General features: G+C 67.6%; 23 protein-coding genes and 1 tRNA gene. 4 read left to right on the top strand and 20 right to left on the bottom strand.

The annotated features are described in order from the left end of the window. Positions 1–120 precede the first annotated feature (120 nt). Positions 121–1,389, top strand: coding sequence for a c-type cytochrome (locus ACOFKW_RS12120; protein ID WP_419814409.1), 1,269 nt, complete (start codon positions 121–123; stop codon positions 1,387–1,389). On the opposite strand, the gene ACOFKW_RS12115 is transcribed toward ACOFKW_RS12120, so the two are convergent. Then, positions 1,386–3,119, bottom strand: a complete 1,734-nt coding sequence (locus ACOFKW_RS12115) for an acyl-CoA dehydrogenase (protein ID WP_419814408.1) — start codon at positions 3,117–3,119, stop codon at positions 1,386–1,388. The genes ACOFKW_RS12120 and ACOFKW_RS12115 overlap by 4 nt on opposite strands. Positions 3,120–3,168: 49 nt before the next feature. Between ACOFKW_RS12115 and ACOFKW_RS12110 the strand changes: the two genes are divergently transcribed. Beyond that, positions 3,169–4,110: an L-threonylcarbamoyladenylate synthase gene (locus ACOFKW_RS12110; RefSeq protein ID WP_419814407.1), complete on the top strand. Its 942-nt coding sequence runs from the start codon at positions 3,169–3,171 to the stop codon at positions 4,108–4,110. Here the strand turns inward: ACOFKW_RS12110 and ACOFKW_RS12105 are convergent. The 5 genes from ACOFKW_RS12105 to ACOFKW_RS12085 form a co-directional block, all read right to left on the bottom strand. Beyond that, a complete protein-coding gene (locus ACOFKW_RS12105) occupies positions 4,107–4,763 on the bottom strand; it encodes a hypothetical protein (RefSeq protein WP_419814406.1) in 657 nt (218 codons plus the stop codon). The two genes, ACOFKW_RS12110 and ACOFKW_RS12105, sit on opposite strands and share 4 nt — an antisense overlap. A 63-nt stretch (positions 4,764–4,826) precedes the next feature. Continuing rightward, positions 4,827–4,979: a hypothetical protein gene (locus ACOFKW_RS12100; protein WP_419814405.1), complete on the bottom strand. Its 153-nt coding sequence runs from the start codon at positions 4,977–4,979 to the stop codon at positions 4,827–4,829. Positions 4,980–5,063: 84 nt separating this feature from the next. Further along, positions 5,064–5,309 carry a glutathione S-transferase N-terminal domain-containing protein gene (locus tag ACOFKW_RS12095; RefSeq protein WP_419814404.1) on the bottom strand — a complete coding sequence of 82 codons (246 nt, stop codon included), beginning with the start codon at positions 5,307–5,309 and terminating at the stop codon, positions 5,064–5,066. A 160-nt stretch (positions 5,310–5,469) separates the two neighbouring features. After that, positions 5,470–5,546 (bottom strand) — tRNA-Pro (locus ACOFKW_RS12090). 30 nt (positions 5,547–5,576) lie between these two features. Beyond that, positions 5,577–6,875 carry an FAD-dependent oxidoreductase gene (locus ACOFKW_RS12085; RefSeq protein WP_419814403.1) on the bottom strand — a complete coding sequence of 433 codons (1,299 nt, stop codon included), beginning with the start codon at positions 6,873–6,875 and terminating at the stop codon, positions 5,577–5,579. 80 nt (positions 6,876–6,955) lie between these two features. Here ACOFKW_RS12085 and lepA point away from each other — a divergent pair, with 80 nt between their 5' ends. Continuing rightward, complete coding sequence (gene lepA, locus ACOFKW_RS12080) at positions 6,956–8,749, top strand: translation elongation factor 4 (protein ID WP_419814402.1); 1,794 nt, start codon at positions 6,956–6,958, stop codon at positions 8,747–8,749. 159 nt (positions 8,750–8,908) lie between these two features. On the opposite strand, the gene ACOFKW_RS12075 is transcribed toward lepA, so the two are convergent. The 3 genes from ACOFKW_RS12075 to ACOFKW_RS12065 form a co-directional block, all read right to left on the bottom strand. Beyond that, the gene (locus tag ACOFKW_RS12075) at positions 8,909–9,358 is read right to left on the bottom strand and encodes a hypothetical protein (protein WP_419814401.1); all 450 of its coding nucleotides are present in this window, start codon (positions 9,356–9,358) and stop codon (positions 8,909–8,911) included. Next, entirely contained in the window at positions 9,355–10,767 is a 1,413-nt protein-coding gene (locus ACOFKW_RS12070) for a hypothetical protein (protein ID WP_419814400.1), read from the bottom strand. The genes ACOFKW_RS12075 and ACOFKW_RS12070 overlap by 4 nt, the downstream gene beginning before the upstream one ends. A gap of 104 nt (positions 10,768–10,871) precedes the next feature. Next, the gene (locus ACOFKW_RS12065; protein ID WP_419814399.1) at positions 10,872–11,642 is read right to left on the bottom strand and encodes a Crp/Fnr family transcriptional regulator; all 771 of its coding nucleotides are present in this window, start codon (positions 11,640–11,642) and stop codon (positions 10,872–10,874) included. Positions 11,643–11,801: 159 nt separating this feature from the next. On the opposite strand from ACOFKW_RS12065, the gene ACOFKW_RS12060 reads away from it, so the two are divergent. Further along, positions 11,802–11,972: a hypothetical protein gene (locus tag ACOFKW_RS12060; RefSeq protein ID WP_419814398.1), complete on the top strand. Its 171-nt coding sequence runs from the start codon at positions 11,802–11,804 to the stop codon at positions 11,970–11,972. A gap of 73 nt (positions 11,973–12,045) precedes the next feature. Here the strand turns inward: ACOFKW_RS12060 and ACOFKW_RS12055 are convergent, their stop codons facing one another. The 11 genes from ACOFKW_RS12055 to ACOFKW_RS12005 form a co-directional block, all read right to left on the bottom strand. Beyond that, positions 12,046–12,879: a hypothetical protein gene (locus tag ACOFKW_RS12055; RefSeq protein ID WP_419814397.1), complete on the bottom strand. Its 834-nt coding sequence runs from the start codon at positions 12,877–12,879 to the stop codon at positions 12,046–12,048. A gap of 91 nt (positions 12,880–12,970) precedes the next feature. Then, positions 12,971–13,531, bottom strand: coding sequence for a superoxide dismutase family protein (locus tag ACOFKW_RS12050; protein WP_419814396.1), 561 nt, complete (start codon positions 13,529–13,531; stop codon positions 12,971–12,973). A gap of 10 nt (positions 13,532–13,541) precedes the next feature. After that, entirely contained in the window at positions 13,542–14,957 is a 1,416-nt protein-coding gene (locus ACOFKW_RS12045) for an NAD(P)(+) transhydrogenase (Re/Si-specific) subunit beta (protein ID WP_419814395.1), read from the bottom strand. Then, positions 14,954–15,265, bottom strand: coding sequence for an NAD(P) transhydrogenase subunit alpha (locus tag ACOFKW_RS12040; RefSeq protein WP_419814394.1), 312 nt, complete (start codon positions 15,263–15,265; stop codon positions 14,954–14,956). The genes ACOFKW_RS12045 and ACOFKW_RS12040 overlap by 4 nt, the downstream gene beginning before the upstream one ends. Further along, complete coding sequence (locus ACOFKW_RS12035; RefSeq protein ID WP_419814393.1) at positions 15,253–15,699, bottom strand: endonuclease domain-containing protein; 447 nt, start codon at positions 15,697–15,699, stop codon at positions 15,253–15,255. Before ACOFKW_RS12035 ends, ACOFKW_RS12040 begins: the two co-directional genes overlap by 13 nt. A gap of 136 nt (positions 15,700–15,835) precedes the next feature. Further along, a complete protein-coding gene (locus ACOFKW_RS12030; protein WP_419814392.1) occupies positions 15,836–16,963 on the bottom strand; it encodes a Re/Si-specific NAD(P)(+) transhydrogenase subunit alpha in 1,128 nt (375 codons plus the stop codon). Between the two features lie 22 nt (positions 16,964–16,985). Further along, a complete protein-coding gene (locus tag ACOFKW_RS12025; protein ID WP_419814391.1) occupies positions 16,986–17,147 on the bottom strand; it encodes an aa3-type cytochrome c oxidase subunit IV in 162 nt (53 codons plus the stop codon). 61 nt (positions 17,148–17,208) lie between these two features. Further along, positions 17,209–18,540 (bottom strand): ABC1 kinase family protein, encoded by a 1,332-nt coding sequence (locus tag ACOFKW_RS12020; protein WP_419814390.1) that lies wholly within the window; start codon positions 18,538–18,540, stop codon positions 17,209–17,211. A gap of 91 nt (positions 18,541–18,631) precedes the next feature. Continuing rightward, positions 18,632–19,420, bottom strand: a complete 789-nt coding sequence (folP, locus tag ACOFKW_RS12015; protein WP_419814389.1) for a dihydropteroate synthase — start codon at positions 19,418–19,420, stop codon at positions 18,632–18,634. A 23-nt stretch (positions 19,421–19,443) separates the two neighbouring features. Further along, entirely contained in the window at positions 19,444–21,474 is a 2,031-nt protein-coding gene (locus tag ACOFKW_RS12010) for a M13 family metallopeptidase (RefSeq protein ID WP_419814388.1), read from the bottom strand. 81 nt (positions 21,475–21,555) lie between these two features. Further along, positions 21,556–23,424, bottom strand: coding sequence for a CocE/NonD family hydrolase (locus ACOFKW_RS12005; RefSeq protein WP_419814387.1), 1,869 nt, complete (start codon positions 23,422–23,424; stop codon positions 21,556–21,558). Positions 23,425–23,453 lie beyond the last annotated feature (29 nt).

Raw genomic sequence — 23,453 nt, 5'->3', positions numbered from 1 at the left:
ACGCCGAACGCTCCGTGCCGAAGGTAAAATGACACGATCGGCGAGGTACGTACGATATCCTACGGAACAGGCTGGCCGCCTGCGCATTCCACGGACTTGTAGCGTGCAGGATCGCCCGACATGTCTCCTCCATCGCGGTCCTCGCTGATTGGAATATTGTTTCCCCGCCAGTTCAACCACTGGATCGGGCCGCTGCTGGCCGCGGGAGCCAGCGCCGCAGTCATCGGGATCCTGGTCATCACCAGCGGCATGCTGGACCTCGGCGCGTCGACGCCGCATCCGGAGGGCTGGGCCGGGCTGCTGCATTACGTCTTCAAGCGGTCGGTGTCGCATCATGCCGACGGTATCGCCGTCCCCGCCGACCTAGATAGCGAGCCTCGTGTCCAGAAGGGCGCAGTGTATTTCAGCCGCGTCTGCTCCAATTGCCACGGCGCGCCCGGGCTTGGGCAGAACCCGATCGCGCTGGCGATGCGACCACGGCCGCAATATCTGTCCGTCGTGCTTGGCCAATATTCGGCGCCGGAGCTGTTCTACATCCTCCAGCACGGTGTGAAGTACAGCGCGATGCCGTCGTGGCCGGCGGAGGGGCGTGAAGACGAGGTCTGGTCGATCGTCGCCTTCCTGCGCCGTCTGCCGAAGCTGAACCGCGCCGAGTTCGACGCGCTGGCCGAGGGCCCGGCAGGGCCGGCCGCCGCCGTCGCCGGCTTTGCGCCGCCGTCAGACGGGACGCCGGCCAAGGCCTTCCGCATGCCGAACATGAACGAATATCCGGCGGAATCGCAGTATACCCGGCCGGCCGCAGCCTTCGGTCATGGCACGGTCGGGCCCGACCTCGCGGCATCGTGCGTCCAGTGCCACGGCAGCGACGGTGCCGGGCGTCCCGGCGGGGCCTTCCCAAACCTGACCGTGCTCAACCAGACGACCTTCAAGAAGGCGCTGCACGACTATGCCGACGGCACGCGCCAGAGCGCCTTCATGCAGCCCGTCGCCGTGCAACTCAACGACAGCCAGATCGACGCGTTGACCGCGCATTTCCGCGCCCTGCCCCGGACCGACTCGCCGCGCTACCCGGTGACGCCGGCCGTGCTGGCGCTGGGGGCGCAAATCGCCGAGAACGGGTTGCCCGCCCAGAAGGTCGGTGCCTGCCAGAATTGCCACGACATCAACAAGGCGAACTCGCGGCTGTACCCAGCGATCGCCGGGCAGAACGCCATCTACCTGCGCGACCAGTTGCGGTTGTACAGCACGCGGCGGCGCGGCAACACGCTCGAGGCCAAGCCGATGAACATCGCAGCGAGCCTGATGACCGATCCGCAGATCCAAGCGGTTGCGGCCTATTACGCCGCGATGACGCCCAAGGCACCCGAGGCGGTCGAGGAAGGTCGCTAGGCCGACAACGCCTCCTCGGGGACGGCGAACAGTCCCGCAGCGCCTCGCGTCGCGGGGCCGAGGAGCGCGGTGGCCGAGGGCAGGATCTGCTCGGCAAAGAAGCGCGCCGTGGCGATCTTGGCCTTGAGGAAGACCGGGTCGCCCTCCCCGTCCGATAGCCGCTCCGACGCCGCGACTGCCTGTCGTGCCAGCAGGTAACCGCCGAGCGTCACGCCGAACATGCGCAGGTATGGCGTCGCACCCGCGGCATTGTCGTCTGCCGCGTCGCCGCTGTTGCCGGTCATCCAGACCGTCGCATTCTCCAGGGCGCCCAGCGCATCGTCGAGATACGGCCCAATGATGCCGAGGTCGCCGGCGCGGGGCAGCGCCCGTACGAGGTCGCGGATGTCGGCGAACAGCGGCTTCCACGCGCCGGCCGACAGTTTGCGCCCGACTAGGTCCATCGCCTGGATGCCGTTGGTACCCTCGTAGATCGGCGCGATGCGGGCGTCGCGCAGGTGCTGCGCGGCGCCGGTCTCCTCGACATAGCCCATGCCGCCGAAGACCTGCACAGCAAGGCTCGACAGCTCGACGCCGAGGTCGGTGGCATAGGCTTTGGTGATCGGGGTCAGCAGGTCGGCGAGGGCCTTGGCCTCGGGATCGTGGGCGGCGTGCGCGCGGTCGACGGCGGCGGCGTTGTAATAGGCGAGCGCGCGGATCGCCTCGGTCGAGGCCTTGAGGGTCAGCAGCATGCGGCGCACGTCGGGGTATTCGATGATGCGCTTGCCGCCGCCCTGGACGCGGTCCTTGGCGAAGCTCAGCGCGCCTTGATAGGCCCGCTCGGCGATGGCGACGCCCTGCAGGCCGACGTTGACGCGGGCGTGGTTCATCATGGTGAACATCGCCTTCATGCCGCCGCCTTCCGCCCCGACGAGGTAGCCGACGCAGCCGTCATGCTCGCCGAACGCCATGGTGCAGGTCGGCGAGGCGTGGATGCCCAGCTTATGCTCGAGCCCGACGCAGCGCAGGTCGTTGCGCGAGCCATCGGGCAGAATCTTGGGGCACAGGAACAGCGAGATGCCGCGCGTGCCGGGCGGCGCATCGGGCAGTCGCGCCAGCACCAGGTGGACGATGTTGGGGGCGACGTTGTGCTCGCCCCAGGTGATGTAGATCTTCTGGCCCTTGACCCGGTAGCTTCCGTCGGCATGCGGATCGGCGCGGGTTCGCAGCGCCCCGACGTCGCTGCCCGCCTGCGGCTCGGTCAGGTTCATCGTGCCGGTCCATTCGCCGCTGACGAGCTTGGTCAGGTAGGTCTCCTGCAACTCGGGCGAGGCATGCGCCTGCAGCGCCTCGATCGCGCCCTGGCTGAGCATCATGCACAGGCTGAACGCCATGTTGGCCGAGGTCAGCTGCTCCTGCACCGCGCTGGCCAGCACGAACGGCAGCCCCTGCCCGCCGTGCGCCGGTGACGCGCCCAGCGACGCCCAGCCGCCCTCGACATAACGCGCATAGGCTTCGGCAAACCCGGGCGGCAAGGTGACCGTATCGCCCTCAAGCCGGGCGCCGACCGTATCGCCGATGCGGTTGAGCGGTGCGAAGACCTCGCCCGCCAGCCGCCCGACCTCCTCCAATATGGCCTCGACCATGTCCGGGGTGGCGCCGTCGAAGCCGGGCAGCGCGCTCAGCCCGGTGATGTCGGCGACGGTGTCGAGCACGAAGCGCTGTTCGGCGGTCGGGGCGGTATAGGTCATTCAGCAGGCCTTTGGACGGGCGAGGTTTCGTTGCGTATAGGCTGGGTGGATGGACCGACCAACCGGCGACTTGACGACGCTCACCCTGCCCGCCGACGCGTACGGCATCGCGAGCGCGATCGACCTGCTGCAGGCAGGCGAAGTCGTCGCCCTGCCGACGGAGACGGTCTACGGCCTGGCAGCGCGGGCGGACAGCGCGGCGGCGGTGGCCAAGGTCTATGCCGCCAAGGGCCGGCCCAGCTTCAACCCGCTGATCGTCCACGTCGCCGACCTGCGACAGGCGAACACGCTGGTCCGCATCGATTCGCGAGCACAGCGACTGATCGAGCAGCATTGGCCAGGACCGCTGACGCTGGTGTTGCCGCTGAAGCCGGGGGCGAAGATCGCCGGGCTGGTGCGTGCCGGGCTGCCGACGCTGGCGGTGCGCTGCCCTGCGCATCCGGTCATGCAGGCGGTGATCGCCGGCGTGGGGCCGCTCGCCGCGCCTTCCGCCAACGCCAGCGGCCGGCTGAGCCCGACCAGGGCCGAGCATGTCGAAGCAACCCTGGGCGGACGCATCCCGCTGATCCTCGACGACGGGCCCAGCGAGACCGGGCTGGAGAGCACCATCGTCTCGGTCACCGCGCACGGCGTCATGCTGCTCCGCCCCGGCGCCATTCCGGCAGCAGCGCTGGGCGTAGTCGCGGCGAATGATTCCAATGCCATCACCGCGCCGGGGCAGCTGCCAAGTCATTACGCGCCGTTCCAACCGCTGCGCCTCGACGCGCGCACGGCGTCACGGCATGAGTACCACCTCGGTTTCGGCCCGGTCCGCGGCGACCTGTCGCTGTCGGCTTCGGGCAATGTCGACGAGGCGGCGGCACGACTGTTCGACTTGCTTCACGAGGCGCAGGCCAGCGGGCGTTCCGGCATCGCCGTCGCTCCGATCCCCGAGCGCGGCCTTGGCGTGGCGATCAACGACCGCCTTCGCCGGGCGGCTGCCGACCGTTAGCGCGGCTTCTTGATCCGCGCCTCGGCGCGCGCCTGCACAGGCGTCTTGGGCAGCGTCGCCAGCGTCAGATAACCGACATCCTGAGGGTCCAGCAGCGCGAAGCGCCGATCCGCCGATGCGGCATATTCGGCCTGCGATATCCGCCGGTTGAGATCGGCATCGGCCGCCACTACCGGCTCCGGCGCGTTGATCAGGGCGTATCGACCAGCGCCACGCGGCAGGTCGGGCAGGTTGCGCGGCTTGGCACCGCCCTCGCTCTCGTCGCCGCTGGAAGGAACCGGCTGACTGCGAAACTGCGGCCCACCGCCAAAGTTGACCTGGACCTCCGGCGCCAGTTCCTCCTCGTACCGGGTGATCTCGGCGGCATCGACGATGCCGTCGCCATTGGCGTCCAGCACCTTGAAGTAGGACATGAAATCGCGCCGGAACTCACTGCGGGTCAGCTTGCCGTCATGGTCGGCGTCGGCGCGAGCGAACCACGTCACCACCGGATAGGTCTCGCCGACGACGCCGTGGAACGGCTCCCCCGACGGCGCGATGAACAACGTGCCGCGTGCCCTCACCGGCGGTGGCGAAGCGGGCGACGCAGGCGGCGCGGGCGGCGTCACCGCAGCCGCCTGGAGCAGCGTCGCGAGTACGATCGTCAACGCCATCTGAACATTCCTACCTTGATTGCCTGAGGCTTACGCGCAACCCGGGCTCCGTCCCACGATAGCTCAACGAACGCTCGCAGGTGCATCCGGCAGCGGCGCTGCGTCCGCAGTCTCGGCATAGGTCCACATCAGGTAGAGCAACAAAGCGATGCCGATGATGCCCAAACATCCGAAGGTCAGGATGCCCATCTGGCTCGGCCCACCGCGGTCTGCCATCTCGCTCGCTCCTACCCGGCCGGTGAGCCTGCCGATCGCTGGATCGTCGTCGGTCCATAAAAACCGGCCGGTGGAGCGGCAGCTTCAACCCGCCTGCAGAAATCGCTCGAGATCGTCGCTGCCGCCAACCACCTGGCCATCAATGATCACCAGTGGAGTCGTGTCAACCCGCTGCTTGGCCTCGAACTCGTCGACCTCCTGACGCGTCTGGAGCAGCCGGTCATCGACGTCATAACCGTTCTCGGTCAGCATCTGCTTGGCGCGAACCCCGAACGGGCAGACATGGTCGGGCAGCACCATCCGGTACAGGATTGCAGTTTTATCAGCCATGACTTGCTTCCTCGATGATGGGTCGCCTCGGACCCGCGCCGTCAGAGCGCTGCAGGAGGTCAAGCGTTCCGCCAGCGTGAGCGAGCAAAGTCGAGCCTCGCCCTTGGACACAGGCCACATCGACGACAATGCAGCCGAGCGTCATAGCAACAGGATGTGATGGTCGGGGCGAGAGGATTCGAACCTCCGGCCTCTGCCTCCCGAAGGCAGCGCTCTACCGGGCTGAGCTACGCCCCGACTTGGTCGCGCTATAACGGCCGGTCCGGCTCAAGGCAACAGTGCGGCGAGCAGATGGTCGAGGTTAACGCGCTTTTCCCGTGGGGCCCCGGGGCGGGCGTCGGCAACCTCGGCGGCGTCGATGCGCTGCCAGTCGGCGAAGCTGGTTGGGCGCAATCCGCGGGCGGCGATCAGGGCGTCGAGGCCGGCGCCGCCTTGCCGGTCGGCGGGCGTCAGATCTTCGGCGATCAAGTCGACAATGCCGAAGCCGTCGGGGCGATTGGTGCCGATGGTGCCGCTCGGTCCGCGCCGGGCCCAGCCGACGGCGTACACTCCGGGCGAGATGCGGCCCTCGACGTTGACGAAGCGACCCTGCGCCGTGTCGAAGGGCACGCCGGGGATCGGCGTGGTGCGGTAGCCGATGCAGCTGACGACCAGCCCGCAGTCGACGGCGTGGAGCTCGCCGGTGCCAATCGCGGTTTCGCCTTCCAGCCGGGTGCGCTCGACAATCAGCCGAAGCGCATCGCCATGCGGCTCAATGGCAACCGGGCGCGACAGGAAGTCGAAGTGAATGGTAATCGGCCGCTCGTCGCGCGGCAGCGCGGCAAAGCTACGCAGGAAACCGACCGTTTTGCGCAGGCCGGGATCGAGAGCGTCGTCGGCCTCCAGCGGCGGCAGGTGCGTCGGATCGACCAGCGGCTGGGCGCGCGACAGGTGACCGAGTTCGCCCATCTCCTTGGGGGTGAAGCTCGCCTGGTGCGGCCCGCGGCGGCCGATCAGGTGGATGTCGCGGATCCGGCTGGCGTCGAGGGCGATGCGGCTATGCTCGACGATGTCGGAGGCCGCGAGCTCGTCCGGCGTCTTTGCTAGGATGCGTGCCACGTCGATAGCGACGTTGCCGTTGCCGATGACGCAGGCGCCAGCGTGCTGGAGCGGCACGGCCAGCGCGGCGAAGTCGGGATGGCCGTTGTACCAGCCGACGAAGGCCGCCGAGCCGATGACGCCGGGCAGGTCCTCGCCCGGGATGCCGAGCGGCCGATCCTGCGGCGCGCCGGTGGCCAGCACCACAACGTCGTAGAGGTCGGACAACTCCGCGATCGTCACGCCGGTATCTCCAACCTGGATGTTGCCGACAAACCGAACGCCGCCGGCAGTGGCGGTGCCGGCATAGCGCTTGTCGACCGCCTTGATCGACTGGTGGTCCGGGGCGACGCCGGCGCGGATCAGGCCGTAGGGTGTCGGCAGGCGGTCGATGATGTCGACCCGGACCTCGGCACCGAACTTCTTGACCAGCGCTTCGGCGGTATAGAAGCCGGCGGGACCCGAGCCGACGATCGCAACTTGCAGCACTCAGTTTCCTTCGTGGCTTTCGGAGAGTGTGGAGCGACGCGCGTTTGCTTGCAACGCCCCCTCTGCTACAGCGGGGCGATATGACAGCCGACATCAGCAAAATCCGCAACTTCTCGATCATCGCCCATATCGATCATGGCAAGTCGACGCTCGCCGACCGGCTGATCCAGCAGACCGGCGGGCTGACTGCGCGCGAGATGAGCGAGCAGGTGCTCGACAACATGGATATCGAGCGCGAGCGCGGTATCACGATCAAGTCGCAGACCGTCCGCCTCGACTATAAAGGCTTTGTCCTCAACCTGATGGACACGCCGGGGCACGTCGACTTCGCCTATGAAGTGTCGCGGTCGCTGGCGGCGTGCGAGGGCGCGCTGCTGGTCGTCGATGCGGCGCAGGGTGTCGAGGCGCAGACCTTGGCGAACGTCTATCAGTCGATCGAGCATGATCATGTCATCGTTCCCGTCATCAACAAGGTCGACCTGCCGTCGGCGGAGCCGGAGCGGGTCAAGAAGCAGATCGAGGACATCATCGGCATCTCGACCGACGATGCGGTCCTCGCCAGCGCCAAGACCGGACTCGGCATCGAGGACGTACTCGACGCCATCGTGAAGTTCATTCCGCCGCCAAAGGGTGACATAAACGCGCCTTTGAAGGCGATGTTGGTCGATAGTTGGTACGATCCGTATCTCGGCGTCGTCATTCTGGTGCGTGTCATCGACGGCAGTTTGCGAAAAGGTCAGCAAATCCTGATGATGGCGGAGGAAACACAGCACCTGGTCGACCGGGTGGGGGTGTTTCGTCCCAAGATCGAGTTGCTCGATACTCTCGGTCCCGGAGAGATAGGGTTCATTACGGCCCAGATCAAGGAGGTGGCGCAGACCAACGTCGGCGATACCATCACCGACGCCAAGCGGCCGACGGCGCAGGCGCTGCCAGGGTTCAAGACGGTTCAGCCGGTGGTCTTCTGCGGACTGTTCCCGACCGATGCAGCAGACTTCGAGAAGCTGCGCGACAGCCTGTACAAGCTGCGGCTGAACGATGCGTCGTTCAGCTTCGAGACGGAGAGTTCGGCGGCGCTCGGCTTCGGCTTCCGTTGCGGGTTCCTCGGACTGTTGCACCTGGAGATCGTGCAGGAGCGGCTGACGCGGGAATACGACCTCGACCTGATCACGACGGCGCCGTCGGTGGTGTACAAGCTGCACCTGCGCGACGGTACGACGAAGGAACTGCACAATCCGGCGGACATGCCCGATCCTTCGACGATCGAGATGATCGAGGAACCGTGGATCGAGGCGACGATCTTCGTGCCCGACGAGTACCTCGGCTCGGTGCTCAAGCTGTGTCAGGATCGGCGCGGTATCCAGAAGAACCTGACCTATATCGGCGGTCGCGCGCAGACCGTTTACGAGCTGCCGCTGAACGAGGTGGTTTTCGATTTTTATGATAGATTGAAGTCGATTAGCCGAGGTTATGCGAGCTTCGACTATACCCAGATCGGGACCCGCGAGGGCGATCTGGTGAAGATGACGATCATGGTCAATTCCGAGGTCGTCGACGCGCTCAGCATGATCGTCCACCGCGGCGCCGCCGAGGCGCGTGGCCGCCACATGTGCGAGCGCATGAAGGACCTGATCCCGCGCCACCTGTTCAAGATCCCGGTGCAAGCCGCGATCGGCGGCAAGGTCATTGCGCGCGAGACGATCGCCGCGATGCGCAAGGACGTCACCGCGAAATGCTATGGCGGCGACATCAGCCGGAAGAAGAAGCTCCTCGACAAGCAGAAGGAGGGCAAGAAGCGGATGCGCCAGTACGGCAACGTCGATATTCCGCAGGAGGCGTTTATCGCCGCGCTGCGGATGGGGGATGACGGCTAAGCCGGCCGCCGACAGCGAGGTAAACGCCCCTCCAGGCGTTTCCCGAGCAGTCGCCGGACTCGGCGCAAGCCCGGCCGACGAGAGCAGCCCTTCCGCTGCCTCGTTCGACGCCAGCGCGGGCTTTGCCCGTGCCCTTCCTACCTCCCCCGCCGCTTAGCCTCAACCAACCCTGATCACCGTCACCGGCGTCGCCCCGCCCGCCTCCGCCCGCAACCACACCAGCGCGAACGCCTGGTCGCCGCGGGTGAAGCCGAACCCGCCTTCCCCAGGTCGCAGCGTCAGGGCCAGCGTCCGCGCCTCCGCCCAGCCGCCGTCCCGCGCCCGCGCTGCGTAAGACTGCCGGATCGCGTCGAAGTCGGTGCCCGCCGGGGCGACGTAATGCACCTCGCGCGGGCGCCCCGGATTGCCGAGCGCCACCCCTGCCCGCTTCGCCAGCCGCTCGTCGGCAGCCGCGACATGGTCGCCGAAGCTGTATTCGGCAGGCCGGGTCAGCGGGGCCGGCGGATCGGGCAGCGTCATCGTGGAAGCCTTGTCGTCACAGGCACTGAGGAGCAGCGGCCCGGCCAGCAGCAGCGCCAGCCGGCGCCAACGGAACGCGGCGAGGATCAAGGAACGGCGGTGCGCTGGACGCGGCTGAGAGTTGTGTTGAACGCGTCCGCCACCGCATCGCCGACGCCGAGTTCACCCGTAGCGGGGTCCTGCGGCAGCGCGGCGCGCTCCAGCCGTGCCGCGGGATCGAGGCCCGGATCGCTGATCGCGGCCTTGACCGCGGACGACATCCACACCTTGCCGAGGCTGGCGGCGGTCGCGACGCCCTTGGGGCTGGCCTTGTCGACCACGGTGAGAACCGAGTTGAGCACGTTGGTGACCATCTCCCGCTGCGCCGCCACGTCCTTGGAATTGGCCGCTGCCCCGGCATAGACGGCGCCGGTGAAGTAGCCAAGCGCCCCGGCATTCTCGCGGCGCTCCTGCCCGCCGACCGAGACCGTCTCGTTCAGCCGCGCGATCGGATCGCCGCTCAGGTCGTTGCCGAGCTGCAGCTTGGCCATCTGCTCGCCGAGCTTGGCCTCCTGCCCGGTGGCGATCATCACCTGCGAATAGGCCGCAAGGTCCGAGCCGTCCTGCGTCTCGGTGTTGTAGGTCAGCTCGCGCACGACGCCGCTGGTGTCGCTGTCGAGCAGCCCGGCCATCGAGGCGGTCATCGCCTTCAGCGTGTCCTTCTCGCCGACCGAGATCACCGGGAACTTGGTGTCGTCGCGCACGATGCGCAGCGCGTCGGTGCCGGCGTCGAAGATGCGCGCCTTCATGTCGGGATTGTAGATGCTCGAGGCGGCGGCCATGACGCCCTGGAAGCGCGCCGTGTCGAAGCTGGTCGAGACGCTGTTGCTCGAGAAGTTGACGCTCTGGTCGATGCCGGTCTTGAGCACCGCGCGGGTCTGGTCGGTGGTCAGCTTGCCGAACGCCTGCTCGGCATAATAGCCGCGCATCGAGCCGAGCACGGTGCCGATGGCGCCCGCCTCGCTGTCGACATTGCGCTCCCAGCCACCGCCGAGGCCGGCGCCCTGCAGGCCTTTGCCGTCGGTCTCGGACGCCAGCGCGCCGACGTAATCGACCTTGGCCTGCGACGTCGCGTGCGTCGCGACCGCACTGGCGAGGTCGGTGACGACGTTGAAGTCGTCCTCACCGGTGGTCGCGCCGGCGAAGGCGTTGCTGACGCTGGCGAGGCTGGTGCCGTCGAGCTTGGTCGCCAGCGTGTTGAACAGGTCGGTGCGCTCGCTGCCGGACAGGCCGCCGTTGCCGAACCAGCTACCGTCGACGGTCTCCTCGGCGAGGCGGTCGAGCTGGCCGTTCGCCGCCATCTCGTCGATGACCGCGTCGGCGTCCGTCGAGCTGAGCCCTTTGAGGCGCGCCGCGACGTCGTTGACCTCGTCGTGCGTCACGGTGTTGAACATGCCGCTGGCGTCGAGCTTGGCCCGGATGTCGTTGTACGCCGACTGTTGAACGGGGGTGAGCGTCATGGAAAGCTTCCTCGAAGATTACCATGCCAATCAAGCACACCGGTCCTCGGGGCGCTGTGCTCGATCCGATTAGGCGGCCTAGTCGAAACGACTAGGCCGGGGGATCAGGCGGCCTTGGCGCCGTCGCCGATGACCTCGCGGCGCAGCGTATTGGCGTCGCGGCGCAGGGCGACCCCGACGAGGCGCTGATACTCCGCCTCGGCAAGGCCATAGCCACCGGCCGCGAGATGTTCGAGGCCGAGCCGGTCGTCGATGCGGATGATGCCGCGACGCGGACTGATCAGCCGCCGGTCGCTCAGTTGGTTCATCGCCTCGGTGACGCCGGCGCGGCGGACGCCGAGCATCATGCCGATGAACTCATGGGTCAGCGGGATGTCGCCGTCGTCGACGCGGTCGTGGCACATCAACAGCCAACGCGCGAGGCGCTGCTCGATGGTCTGGCCGCTCGCGGCGATCGAGGTCGACAGCTGGATGACCATCGCCTGGACGTATTTGAGCAGGTGCAGGCGCAGCGTCGGGCTGGTCTTCATCGCCTCGTCGAGCACGCGAGTCGACAGCTTCATCGCCGACGTGCCGGGGGCCTGGACATAGGCTTCGTGCGGGGAGTGATCGGTGCCCATCACCGTCGCGGTCTCGGACATGCCCTCGCGCCCGAACAGGCCGACTTCACAGGGCTTGCCGTCGAGCGCCACGGCGACGATCGAGACGATGCCATCCTCGGGGAAATAGACCTGCTCGATCTTGCGACCGGCGGCGTGCAACTGGAGTCGTAGCGGCAGTTCGATACGGTGAAAATGCGGTGCCAGCAGGGCATAGTCCGACGGCGCCATCGTGCTCAGCAGGATGTTGGCCGCCCTGGCTTGTGGATGATCCAATATTTCTCCGATCTACCGGTGCTTTATTGTCTCACCGCAACATTTTTGTTAACTTTCGTCGACACCCTAGGCTTTAAGTGCGGTTCCGCACAGACTTTCGTTCGTTTCGGAGGTAAATCGATAGAGTCGGGGGAAAGTCATGCTAGACCAGAGGTTGTAATGACCCAGACTCCACCATTGTCGACGTACCTTCGTCACCGACTGTTGGAAGAGCGTGAGCTGGCAAAGTCGGCAGTGCCAGAAACAGCACGTCATGTTCATGCGACCATGGCGATGATGTACGGCATGCGGCTGGCCGAAGTCGACCGGGCACTGGCCAAGGCCGCCTGACCCGGTTGGTGCGTCGGGGGGGCGCACCACTGATCACCGATGCAGGCTGGCAGGGATAGCCGGGTGGCCTGACCTACCAGGCTGGGGCAGCGTGGGCCGACGCCGCTTCGGTCGCGGCATCGAACAGCGCGTCGGACGCATCGCGGGCATCCTGCGCCTCGACCATCGAACGAACGGTCGGCAGGTCTTCGCCGATGGACTGGAGCTGCTCGATCGTCGCGGGGTGATAGTCGGTCAGGAACTGGTATTGCCGCGCGGCGACGAACGCCGACTGGGGTGGGCAGGCGAACTCGGCGGCGTCGGCCTCGAGGTTGAGGCGAGCGTGATAGACCGGATCGGCGGCGCCCATCTCGGTGTAGGCGGTGAGGATGCCGAGCATCTTGCGGTCGGCGATCTTGACGCTTTCAGGGGTGATTTCAAGGATCTTGCCCTTGCGGCGCCGGGCCTCGGTGGCGATCGCCGCGGTCAGGGCGCGCGCCTCGTCGCGGGCGGCGAGCGCCTTGGTGACATTGGCATTGGCCGCACCGCCGACACCGGCACCCCATTTCGCCGGGCGCTGCGCCCGTAACGCCGCGAGTGCGATCCACGGCTGGTGGACCCGGCGGTGGCCGCAATGCGCGCCCGCATACCAGACCTCGGTCGGGACGCCGTTCAGGGCGTGGTCCATGATGCGATCCTCGAGCCGGTCGAGGCCGGGCTCGAGCGCCGCATCCCAGGCGGCGGCGAATTCGGGCGAGCGGCGGCGCAGGTCATAGGCCGAGGCCGGCGCGAGCTTGACGACCTTGAGCGCCGTGCTGACGATGCCATGCTCGGCCAACGCGGCGATGAAACGCTGCTGGCGCTTCAGGGTCCAGCCGTCGTGGCGGGGCTTGCGCGGCGGGACGACGGCTGGGACATTGGTTGACATGCGGCCATGCTGTAACCGGCATGGTTCGTGTAGGACAGCCCCCTGCCCTCCCGGCGGTGTAGCGGGGAGGGCCGGGCGGCGTCGTTGGAGGCTAGCGCGCGGCGATGATCCCGCAGGCGATGCGACCGCCGGAATTGCCCGACGGATCGGTCTTGAGGTCGTCGGCGGTGGCGTGAACCACCAGCGCCGCGCCATCGGCATCGAGCAGCGGCGCCGTGCCACCGGTCAGCATCAGGCCGGGGACGGTGAACTCCACTTTCCCCTTGCCGTCGGCGGCGACATCGACGTTGGGCAGGTCACCCTCGTGCGGGCCCATCGGGTTCATGCTGCCGTGCATCTTCATGGTCGGGTTGAAGTGGCCACCCGCGGTGGTGAAGCCCGGCGCGTCGCACTTGCCGACCGCGTGGAGATGGATGCCGTGCGGACCGGCGGGCAGTCCCTCGACCGAGGCGATGACGCGTGTGCCGCCGGCGCGCTGCTCCAGCCGGGCGCTGCCACGCATCTCGCCGTTCGGGCCGAGCAGCTGGGTGGTCGCGGTCACCGACGGCGGCGCGTCCTTGGTCTGGCCCAGCGATGTCGAATTGGTGACGCCGCAAGCGGCAAGCGCCAGCAACGGCAGGACGGTCAGTGCAGTCAGCGTGGTGGCGCGCATGTCGGTCTCCTCAACCCAAAGACTTGTTGATCGTCTCCACCATCTTCTTGGCGTCGGCGAGCAGCATCATGGTATTGTCCATGTAGAACACGTCGTTGTCGACCCCGGCATAGCCGACGCCGCCCATGCTGCGCTTGACGAACAGCACGGTCTTGGCCTTTTCGACGTCGAGTACCGGCATGCCGTAGATCGGCGACGACTTGTCGGTCTTGGCCGCCGGATTGGTGACGTCGTTGGCACCGATCACGAAGGCGACATCGGCCTGGGCGAACTCGCCGTTGATGTCTTCCAGCTCGAAGATCTCGTCATAGGGGACGTTCGCCTCGGCGAGCAGGACGTTCATGTGACCGGGCATGCGGCCGGCGACCGGGTGGATGGCGTATTTGACGCTGACACCCTGCTTCGCCAGCAGGTCGCCCATTTCGCGCAGCGCGTGCTGCGCCTGGCTGACCGCCATGCCGTAGCCGGGGACGATGATGACGCTCTCGGCGTTCTTCATGATGAAGGCGGCGTCCTCGGCCGAGCCGCGCTTCCACGGGCGCTCGACGGCGGCGCCCTTGGCGGCGGAGCTGGACTCGCCGCCGAAGCCGCCGGCGATGACGCTGATGAAGCTGCGATTCATCGCGGTGCACATGATGTAGCTGAGGATCGCGCCGGAGCTGCCGACCAATGCGCCGGTGACGATCATCGCGGTGTTCTGCAGCGTGAAGCCCATCGCCGCCGCCGCCCAGCCCGAATAGCTGTTGAGCATCGAGATGACGACCGGCATGTCCGCGCCGCCGATCGGGATGATCAGCAGGAAGCCGATCACGAAGCTGAGCGCGACGATGGTGAAGAAGTAGATCGCCGCGGAGTTGGTGGTGAAGACGCCGATCAGGATCAGGATCGCCGCCAGGATGCCGAGGTTGATGACGTGGCGCCCGGGCAGCTGGATCGGTGCGCCCGACATGCGGCCGCTGAGCTTCAGGAACGCGATGACCGAGCCGGAGAAGGTGATCGCACCGATGGCAACGCCCAGCCCCATCTCGACGCGGCTGACCGTGGCGATGTCGCCGGTAACGGGGTCGAGGATGCCGAACGCGCCGGGGTTGAGGTATGCGGCGACGCCGACCAGCACCGCGGCCATGCCGACGAGGCTGTGGAAGCCCGCGACCAGCTCCGGCATCGCCGTCATCTTGATGCGGCGGGCGATGACGAAGCCGATGCCGCCGCCGATGGCGATGGCCGCCAGGATCAGCGGCAGGCCGACGTCGTGGCGGATCAGTGTCGTGCCGACCGCGATCGCCATGCCGATCATGCCATAGCGGTTACCCTGCTGGCTGGTCTCGGGGCTCGACAAGCCACGGAGTGCGAGGATGAATAGCACGCCCGAAACCAGATAGGCGAGCGCTACCCAGGCGGGAGTTTGAGCGATAGCTTCGCTCATGACTTCGCCTTGACCGCCGGGCGGTCCTTTTTCTTGTACATGCCGAGCATCCGCTGCGTCACCGCAAACCCCCCGAAGATGTTGACGCTGGCCAGCGCGACCGCGAGCAGCCCCAGCCACTTCGACGTCTCGCTACCCCCGACCGCAGCCGACGCGGCGATCAGCGCACCGACGACGATGACGCTGGAAATCGCATTGGTCACCGCCATCAGCGGCGTGTGCAGCGCCGGCGTCACCGACCAGACGACGTAATAGCCGACGAAACAGGCCAGCACGAAGATGCTGAGCTGCGGGATCAGGTGTTCCATTGGCGTGTCCTCGGGTGTGTAGCCCCCGCCGTCGGCTGCGCCGACACGAGATCCTCCCCCGCTTCAGGGTGGAAGGGCCGGCGCGCATTCGCCGTCGCGATGATGGTGATCAGCACGTCTTCGATGCACTTCAAGACGTCGACGGCGTCGATCCTGAGTACCTCGACACCGTTGGCGCGCAGGAAGGCGTCGCGACGCGCATCATGCGCCGGCTGGTCACCGATGCTGTGACCCGCGCCGTCGATCTCGACGATCAGCCGGGCGTCGGCGCAGAAGAAGTCGGCAATATACCGGCCGGCCGGGTGCTGGCGGCGGAACTTCAGGTCGTTGGAGCGCTGGCGGAGATGCTTCCACAGCAGGACCTCAGGCAGGCTCATGGTCGAGCGCAGGGAGCGGGCCTTGCGGATGGTGGAGGATGGGCCGGTGAGTTTCACGCAGCAGTTGGAGCGCGCTGGCCCCCTCCGTCGGCTGCGCCGCCACCTCCCCCTGAAGAGGGGGAGGATTTCGAGATCCTCCCCCTCTTCAGGGGGAGGGGGACCGCGTCTTCGCGGTGGAGGGGGCGGGCTACCCTCACCCCAGCAACCGCTCGTGGACCACGGCGCCGCCGCGGGTCAGGGTGACGCCTTTAACGATTTCGTCGTCGGCGGGCCAGGCGGTCTTGCCGGCGTCCTTGTCCCAGAATGCGGCGATGAAGTTGTAGACGTTCCGCGAGTAGAGCGCCGAGGCGTCGGCGGCGAGGCGCGAGGGGACGTTGCGGTGGCCGATGACCTTGACGCCGTGGCGCATCACGACCGAGCCGGGGACCGAGCCCTCGACATTGCCGCCGCTTTCCACCGCGAGGTCGACGATGACCGAGCCGGGGCGCATCGTGGCGATCTGCTCGTCGCTGATCAGGCGCGGCGCGGGGCGACCGGGGATCAGCGCGGTGGTCACGACGATGTCCTGCTTGGCGATGTGCGACGACACCAGCGCCGCCTGTGCCGCCTTGTATTCGTCGGACATTTCCGTGGCATAGCCGCCGGTGCCCTCGCCCTCGATGCCCTTCACGTCGGCGACGAAGATCGCCTTGGCGCCGAGCGATTCGATCTGCTCGCGGGTCGCGGCGCGGACGTCGGTGGCCGAGACCAGCGCGCCAAGCCGCCGTGCCGTGGCGATCGCCTGCAGCCCGGCGACGCCGACGCCCATGACGAACACCCGCGCGGCGCTGATCGTGCCGGCGGCGGTCATCATCATCGGAAAGGCGCGGCCATAAGCCTCCGCCGCGTCGATCACCGACTTGTAGCCCGACAGGTTGGACTGCGACGACAGCACGTCCATCGACTGGGCGCGGGTGATGCGCGGCATCAGCTCCATCGCCAGCGCGTCGATCCCGGCGGCGGCATAGCCGTCGACACGGGCGCGATCGGCGAACGGCGACAGCACCGCGGCCAGCACCGTGCCCGGCCGGATGCCCGGCAGGTCGGCCACTGCCGGGCCCTGCACCGCCGCGACCAGGTCGGCTTCGGCGAGGATCTGCTCGCGTGGGCCGATGATCGCACCGGCCTCCGCATACAGCGCATCGGCGATGTTGGCGCCGGTCCCTGCCCCGGCCTCGACGGCCACGGTCGCACCCAGCGCAATGAACTTCTTCACTGTCTCAGGCGTCGCCGCCACCCGGCATTCGGCGTCCACAGTCTCGCGCAGCACCGCTATCCGCATTGGATGACGCCCCAATAAACTATCAATGAACCAGGAAGATCGCCATCAGGATCAGCAATATCGCCAGCGCGACGGTGCCCCATTTGAGCATCGCCATGACGCGCAGGTAAGTATTCAGATGTTCCTTCGATGCACCGTCGTCGCCGACCTGCCCGTGGAACGTCTCCGTAAAATCATTTGCCATAAAACACCTGTGAGCGAACCCCGCAGGACTTCATAGCAAAGTGCGACGGCGGGGGAAGCCCCTAGAGTCCGGCGCGTTCCAGTGCCGCCGCCTGCTTGGCCGCCAGCGCACCCTCGTCGAAGCCCGCGATCATCGCGTTGAACATTGCGTACCAGTTGAGTTCCGCCTGCAAGTGCATGAAGACGCCGCCCAATCCGATCGCCGCACGGTCCATGAAGACGAACTCGCGCGGCACGGTGACGGTGCCCAGTTCGCGCAGCCGGGCATGGACCTTTTGCGCCGTCTCGCGGCCATAGGTGGCGGGATTGCCGCTGGCATCGATGACGCGCTTGCGATCGTCGAGCAGCGGCCCGTACAGGAATTTCGCCCAGATCAGCAGCGTGTCGATGATCTCGCGCGACAGTCCGGTGAAGCCCCAGCGCTCGAAGGCGTCGACGGCGAGCGCCTCGTTGCCGGTCTCGATGGCGCGGTACAGGTCGACGACGCCGCCGATGAAGCGCGGCGGGAACACCCGGATGCAGCCGAAGTCGAGCAGGTTGATCGCGAGGTCGTCGCGCACGGTATAATTGCCGAGGTGCGGGTCGCCGTGGATCACGCCGAAGTGATGCAGCGGGATGTACCAGGCGCGAAACAGGTTCTCGGCGATCCGGTTGCGCACCTCCAGCGAGCCGGTCTTGTAGTCGAGCAACGGCCGGCCATCGAGCCAGGTCATGGTCAGCAGGCGGCGCGTCGACAGTTCCGGCACGACCTCGGGCAGGTGCACCCCGGCCTCGTTGCCGAGCATGTCGCGGTACAGGTTGAGGTGCTTTGCCTCGCGCTCGTAGTCGAGCTCCTCGCGCAGGCGGTCGGCGAGCTCGGTGTGGATTTCCGCGGTGTCGATCGACTTGTCGAAGCGCTTGTACAGGCCGAACAGCAGGTCGAGCTGGCCGAGGTCGGCTTCGACGGCGCTGGCCATGTCGGGATATTGCAGCTTGGCCGCAAGGCGGCGTCCATCGAGGCCGGTGGCGCGGTGGACCTGGCCGAGCGAGGCGGCGGCGGCGGCCTCATGCTCAAACGTCGTGTATTTCGCCTCCCAGTCCGCGCCGAGCTCGCTTTTCATGCGGCGGCGGACGAACGGCCAGCCCATGGCGGGAGCGTTCGACTGGAGCTGCGCCAGTTCGGCGGCGTACTCGGGAGGCACGGCGTCGGGGATGGTCGAGATGATCTGCGCGACCTTCATCACCGGGCCCTTGAGCCCGCCGAGCGCGGCGCGGAGCTGGGCGGCACCGGCGGCCTTGTCGACCTCGCCGCCGAAGATGCGCGCGGCACCCATCTGCGCCGCCAGGCCGATGCCGGTGCCGCCGACGCGGGCGTAGCGGGCGATGCGGCCGGTGAGCGAGTTGGTGTCTGCCATGCGCGAGAGGTAAGGCGGCGCAACGGGATACGCCAGCGTGGCGCGGTGCCGCTGACTTGGCTCGCTGAAACCGCTTCCTTCTCAGGAGGATCTAGGGGGTGAGGGCGGCCCACATCCGCAGCGCCTGCACCGTCTCCGGCACGTCGTGGACGCGGACCATCGAGACGCCCTGCCCCGCGCCGTGCAGCGCCAGTGCGAGGCTGCCGGGCAGGCGGTCGGGCAGCGCCGCACCGGTCAGGGTGCCGATCATCTTCTTGCGACTGACGCCGAGCAGGACCGGGCAGCCGAGATCGCCAAGCCGCGCCAGGCCGCGCAACAGCGTCAGATTATGCTCCAACGTCTTGCCGAAGCCGATGCCGGGATCGACCGTGATCCGCTCGCGCGCCACCCCGGCGGCAACGCACGCCTCGATCCGCGCCGCCAGCCAGTCGTGCACCTCGGCCAGCACGTCGTCATAGCGCGGCGCGTCCTGCATCGTCTGGGGGGTGCCCTGCGCATGCATCAGCACCACCGGGCAATCGCGCCGGGCGACGAGCGCCAGCGCGCCGGGATCGAAGGTCAGCGCCGAGACGTCGTTGACCAGCACCGCGCCGGCATCGAGCGCCCTCGCCATGACGGCGGCCTTGCGGGTGTCGATGCTGAACGGGATGCCGCTGCCGCGCAGCCGGTCGAGCAGCGGGCCGACGCGCGCCAGTTCCTCCGCCTCCGGGATCAGCGGCGCGCGCGGGCGGGTGGACTCGCCGCCGATATCGACCAGCGCCGCGCCCGCGTCGATCATGGCGCGGGCGGCGGCGAAGGCGGTGTCCGGGTCGGCATGGCGGCCGCCGTCGGAAAAGCTGTCCGGAGTCAGGTTGAGGATGCCCATGACGCCGGGCGGCACCCTCCCCCCGACAGGCAGCGCTGCTACCAGATCCGCACCCGGTCGGCCGGAGCGAGGTACAGCTTCTCGCCGGGCTTGACCTTGAAGGCGTCGTACCACGGCGTGAAGTTGCGCACTTCATAGACGCGCTGCGGCGCCGGCGAGTGCGGGTCGGAGGTCAGCCGCGACAGCAGCGACTCGTCCCGCAGCTTGTCCCGCCAGACCTGCGCATAGCCGAAGAAGAAGCGCTGGTCGCCGGTCAGCCCGTCGATCACCGGCGCCGGCTTGCCGCCCAGCGACAGCTTGTAGGCCTCATAGGCGATGCGCAGCCCGGCGAGGTCGGCGATGTTCTCGCCGAGCGTCAGCGCACCCTGGATATGGGTGCCGGGCAGCGGCTCATAGGCGTCGTACTGGGCGATCAGCTTGTTGGCGCGGGCGGTGAAGGCGGTGGCGTCGGCGGGAGTCCACCAGTCGCGCAGCGCCCCCTTGGCATCGTACTGGCGACCCTGGTCGTCGAAGCCGTGGCTGATCTCGTGCCCGATGACGACGCCGATGGCGCCGTAGTTGACCGCCGGGTCGGCGGCGGGATCGAAGAACGGCGCCTGCAGGATGGCCGCAGGGAAGACGATCTCGTTCATCGGCGGGTTGTAATAGGCGTTCACCGTCATCGGCGTCATGCCCCATTCGGTGCGGTCGATCGGACCGCCCAGCTTGGCGAGGTCGCGGTCGTATTCGAACGCTGCGGCCCGGTCGGCATTGCCCACCGCGTCACCGGCGACGACCTGCAGCTTGCTGTAATCGCGCCACTTGGAGGGATAGCCGATCTTGGGGTCGAAGGTCGCCAGCTTGGCGCGCGCCTGGGTCTTGGTGGCGGGCGACATCCAGTCGACCTGGTCGATGCGCTGGCCCATCGAGGCGAGCAGGTTATGGACCAGCGCGTCGATCTTGGCCTTGGCGTCGGGGCTGAAATACTTCGCGACGTACAGCTGGCCGACGGCTTCGCCCATCGAGGCGTTGACGGCGTTGACCCCACGCTTCCAGCGCGGCTGGATCTGCGGCTGGCCCGACAGCACGGTGCCGGTGAAGACGAAGTTCTCGGTCTGGAACGCCACCGGCAGCACGGCTGAGCGCGCCTTCAGGGTGCGCAGGACCAGATAGTCCTTCCATACCGCCAGCGGCCGGTCGGAAACCAGCTTGGCCATGCCGGTGAAGGCGGTCGGCTGCGCGACGTCGATGGTCTTTTCGCTGCCGACGCCGGCGGCGGTCAGGAAGGTCGCCCAGTCGAGGCCGGGCGCGGTCGTCGCCAGCACCGCCGGGGTCAGCGGGTTGTAGGTCTTCACCGGGTCGCGGTTCTGCACCTGCGACCACTGGACCTGCGCCATGTCCTTCTCGAGGTCGAAGACGGCGCGCGCCCGGGCCTCGGCGTTGGGCATTCCGGCCAGGGTGAACATCGCGGCGATGTGCTTGATATACTTGGCGCGGGTGTCGGCGAACTTGGGCGTGTCGACCAGGAAATAGTCGCGGTCGGGCATGCCGAGGCCGGACTGGTTCATGCCGACCATGTAGCGGTCGGGCGACTTGGGGTCCTGCTCGACGCCGACGTTGAACGGGCCGGGGATGGCGATGCGCTGGTCGGCGCCGAGCGCGCGCGCCAGGTCGGCGGGCGTCGCGATGGCGGCGATGCGGTCGAGCGACGGCTTGATCGCGCCGATGCCCTTCGCCTCGATGCCGGCGTCGTCCATGTAGGTCGAGTAATAGGTGCCGACGCGCTGGGCATCGGCGTTGCCGGCGGCACCGGACTTGGCCGCCGCCTCGATGATCTCGCGGGTACGCTCGCGCGACAGGTCGTCGAGAACCGCGAAGCCGCCATAGCTGGAGCGGTCGGCGGGGATCTGGGTGTTCTTGGCCCAGGTGCCGTTGGCATAGGCGAAGAAGTCGTCGCCGGGCTTGACCGTCTTGTCCATGCCGGTGGTGTCGAAGCCGAAGGTGCCGAGCTGCGGCTTGGCCGTGGCGGCCAGCGCAGGGCTGGCCAGGGCGAACGCAGCGGTCGCTGCGAGCAGGGTGAAACGGCGCATGAAAGGCTCCCAAGGAGGATTGATAGCGCTGCGTAGCGCGGTCACGCACGCGCCGCCACGCTCGTTACGTCGGAGTGGCGATCAGTCGCCGACCACCGGCAATTCGATCGCGCTGGCCTGGCTGCCACCGGTGAACACCGTCTGCTTCGCCTTGCGGTAATCCGCGGGCTTGGCGTTGAAGATGTTGGGCACGAAGGTCTGCGGGTTGCGGTCGTACAGCGGGAACCAGCTCGACTGGACCTGCACCATGATACGGTGGCCGGGCAGGAAGCGGTGGTTGGCGTTGGGCAGCGCGAATTTATAGCCCTGCACCTTGCCCGCCGGGATCGCGGTCGGATGCTCGAAGCTGTCGCGGTAGCGGCCGCGGAAGATCTCCATGCCGATCGCCAGTTGGTAGCCGTTCATCTCCGGAGCGCCGGGCACGTTGTCGGGATAGACATCGATCAGCTTGACCACCCAATCGCTGTCGGTGCCGCTGGTCGCCGCGCGCAGGTCGACCATCGGCGCGCCGGCGATGTGCACCGCCTTGGTCAACGGCGGGGTCGTGTAGGTCAGCACGTCGGTGCGGGTCGAGACGTTGCGCTGGTCGCTGACCAGCCACGGCTTCCATACCTGCCCGTCGGCGATGTTGCCGGGGCGCGGCACGAACGGCACCGGCTTGGCGGGGTCGGAGACATAGTCGTCGCTGCCCGCCTTGGCCGGCGCGGTGAAGCTCAGCGAAGCGCCCGAGCCGAGGTAGATCGGCGTCATCCTGTCGGCCAGCGGCCATTTGGCGGAGGGCTGCCAGACGTTGCTGCCGGTCTGGTAGGTCAGCACGCGCGGCGTGTCGGCGGCGGGGGCCGCGTCCTTCAGATAATGGTCGAGGAACGGCTTCATGACGTTGCGCCGGAACGCCAGCGCGGTGTCCTCGGGATAGTTGAGCGGCCCCAGGTTGCGCGCGTCGTAATTGACCTGGCTGTGCCGCCACGGCCCGATCACCAGGTGGAGCTTGTCGCCGGCCTTGGCCTGCAGGGCGCGCCACACGGCGGGGGCGCCGTAGCTGTCCTCCTGGTCCCATTGCCCGACGACCAGCATCGTCGGCACGCTCAGCGTCCGGGCACCGAGCAGCTTGTCGACCGCCTGCCCCTGCCAATAGGCGTCGTAGGACGGATGCTCCATGATCTTGCGCGCGAAGGGCAGCGCGTCGATGCCGTATTTGCGCGCGTAATCGCCCGCCGAGCCGTTGGCGAGGTACAGGCCATAGGAGTCGGCGACGCCGGTGGGGACCTCCTTGCTGTCGTCCTTGGCGCCGTTCTGGCCGGCGATATAGTCGAAGTTCGACTGGCGAAACGCGCCGTTGTGGAACCAGTCGTCACCCATCCAGCCGTCGACCATCGGGCTCTGCGGCACCGCGGCCTTGAGCGCCGGATGCGGATCGATCAGCGCCATCAGCGAGGTGAAGCCGGGGTAGGACGAGCCGGTGATGCCGACCTTGCCGTTGGTCTCCGGCACGTTCTTCACCAGCCAGTCGATCGTGTCATAGGCGTCGGTCGCATGGTCCACGGCGGTCGGGTTAAGCGGCCCGCGCAGGGGCCGCGTCATGACATAGTCGCCCTCCGACTTATGGATGCCGCGGACGTCCTGATAGACGCGGATATAGCCGTCCTCGACGAACTCGGCGTCGGCCAGCGGCAGGATGCCCTCGATATTCGGGCTGGCGGTGCGGCTGGTGGTCTTGCTCGCGTTGTACGGCGTCCGGGTCAGCAAGATCGGCGCGTGCGCGGCGCCCTTGGGCATGACGATGACGGTGAACAGCTTCACCCCGTCGCGCATCGGGATCATCACCTCGCGCCGTTCATAATCGTAGGCCGCGGTCGGGAACGCGAACTTCGCCGGGATATCGGGGGCCATCGTCGGCGTCTGGGCAGCGACCGGAACGGCAAGGAGCAGCGCGAGCGCGAGAGTCTTCATGCAGGTAATCTGCGGCGGAGTCCGGGGCG

It is taken from the genome of Glacieibacterium sp., assembly GCF_965200405.1.
Lineage (GTDB): Bacteria > Pseudomonadota > Alphaproteobacteria > Sphingomonadales > Sphingomonadaceae > Glacieibacterium.
The sequence above is the reverse complement of the archived record's forward strand: the minus strand, read 5'-3'. Positions and strand labels throughout refer to the sequence as shown.

Bases quoted from the DNA above. Each gene is read 5' to 3' on its own strand.
- lepA (WP_419814402.1), top strand. From the start codon at position 6,956: ATGACAGCCGACATCAGCAAAATCCGCAACTTCTCGATCATCGCCCAT.
- ACOFKW_RS12010 (WP_419814388.1), bottom strand. From the start codon at position 21,474: ATGCGCCGTTTCACCCTGCTCGCAGCGACCGCTGCGTTCGCCCTGGCC.
- ACOFKW_RS12030 (WP_419814392.1), bottom strand. From the start codon at position 16,963: ATGCGGATAGCGGTGCTGCGCGAGACTGTGGACGCCGAATGCCGGGTG.
- ACOFKW_RS12110 (WP_419814407.1), top strand. From the start codon at position 3,169: ATGGACCGACCAACCGGCGACTTGACGACGCTCACCCTGCCCGCCGAC.
- ACOFKW_RS12095 (WP_419814404.1), bottom strand. From the start codon at position 5,309: ATGGCTGATAAAACTGCAATCCTGTACCGGATGGTGCTGCCCGACCAT.
- ACOFKW_RS12120 (WP_419814409.1), top strand. From the start codon at position 121: ATGTCTCCTCCATCGCGGTCCTCGCTGATTGGAATATTGTTTCCCCGC.
- ACOFKW_RS12025 (WP_419814391.1), bottom strand. From the start codon at position 17,147: ATGGCAAATGATTTTACGGAGACGTTCCACGGGCAGGTCGGCGACGAC.
- ACOFKW_RS12105 (WP_419814406.1), bottom strand. From the start codon at position 4,763: ATGGCGTTGACGATCGTACTCGCGACGCTGCTCCAGGCGGCTGCGGTG.
- ACOFKW_RS12020 (WP_419814390.1), bottom strand. From the start codon at position 18,540: ATGGCAGACACCAACTCGCTCACCGGCCGCATCGCCCGCTACGCCCGC.
- ACOFKW_RS12060 (WP_419814398.1), top strand. From the start codon at position 11,802: ATGACCCAGACTCCACCATTGTCGACGTACCTTCGTCACCGACTGTTG.
- ACOFKW_RS12005 (WP_419814387.1), bottom strand. From the start codon at position 23,424: ATGAAGACTCTCGCGCTCGCGCTGCTCCTTGCCGTTCCGGTCGCTGCC.
- ACOFKW_RS12070 (WP_419814400.1), bottom strand. From the start codon at position 10,767: ATGACGCTCACCCCCGTTCAACAGTCGGCGTACAACGACATCCGGGCC.
- ACOFKW_RS12115 (WP_419814408.1), bottom strand. From the start codon at position 3,119: ATGACCTATACCGCCCCGACCGCCGAACAGCGCTTCGTGCTCGACACC.
- ACOFKW_RS12055 (WP_419814397.1), bottom strand. From the start codon at position 12,879: ATGTCAACCAATGTCCCAGCCGTCGTCCCGCCGCGCAAGCCCCGCCAC.
- ACOFKW_RS12050 (WP_419814396.1), bottom strand. From the start codon at position 13,531: ATGCGCGCCACCACGCTGACTGCACTGACCGTCCTGCCGTTGCTGGCG.
- ACOFKW_RS12045 (WP_419814395.1), bottom strand. From the start codon at position 14,957: ATGAGCGAAGCTATCGCTCAAACTCCCGCCTGGGTAGCGCTCGCCTAT.
- ACOFKW_RS12100 (WP_419814405.1), bottom strand. From the start codon at position 4,979: ATGGCAGACCGCGGTGGGCCGAGCCAGATGGGCATCCTGACCTTCGGA.
- ACOFKW_RS12040 (WP_419814394.1), bottom strand. From the start codon at position 15,265: ATGGAACACCTGATCCCGCAGCTCAGCATCTTCGTGCTGGCCTGTTTC.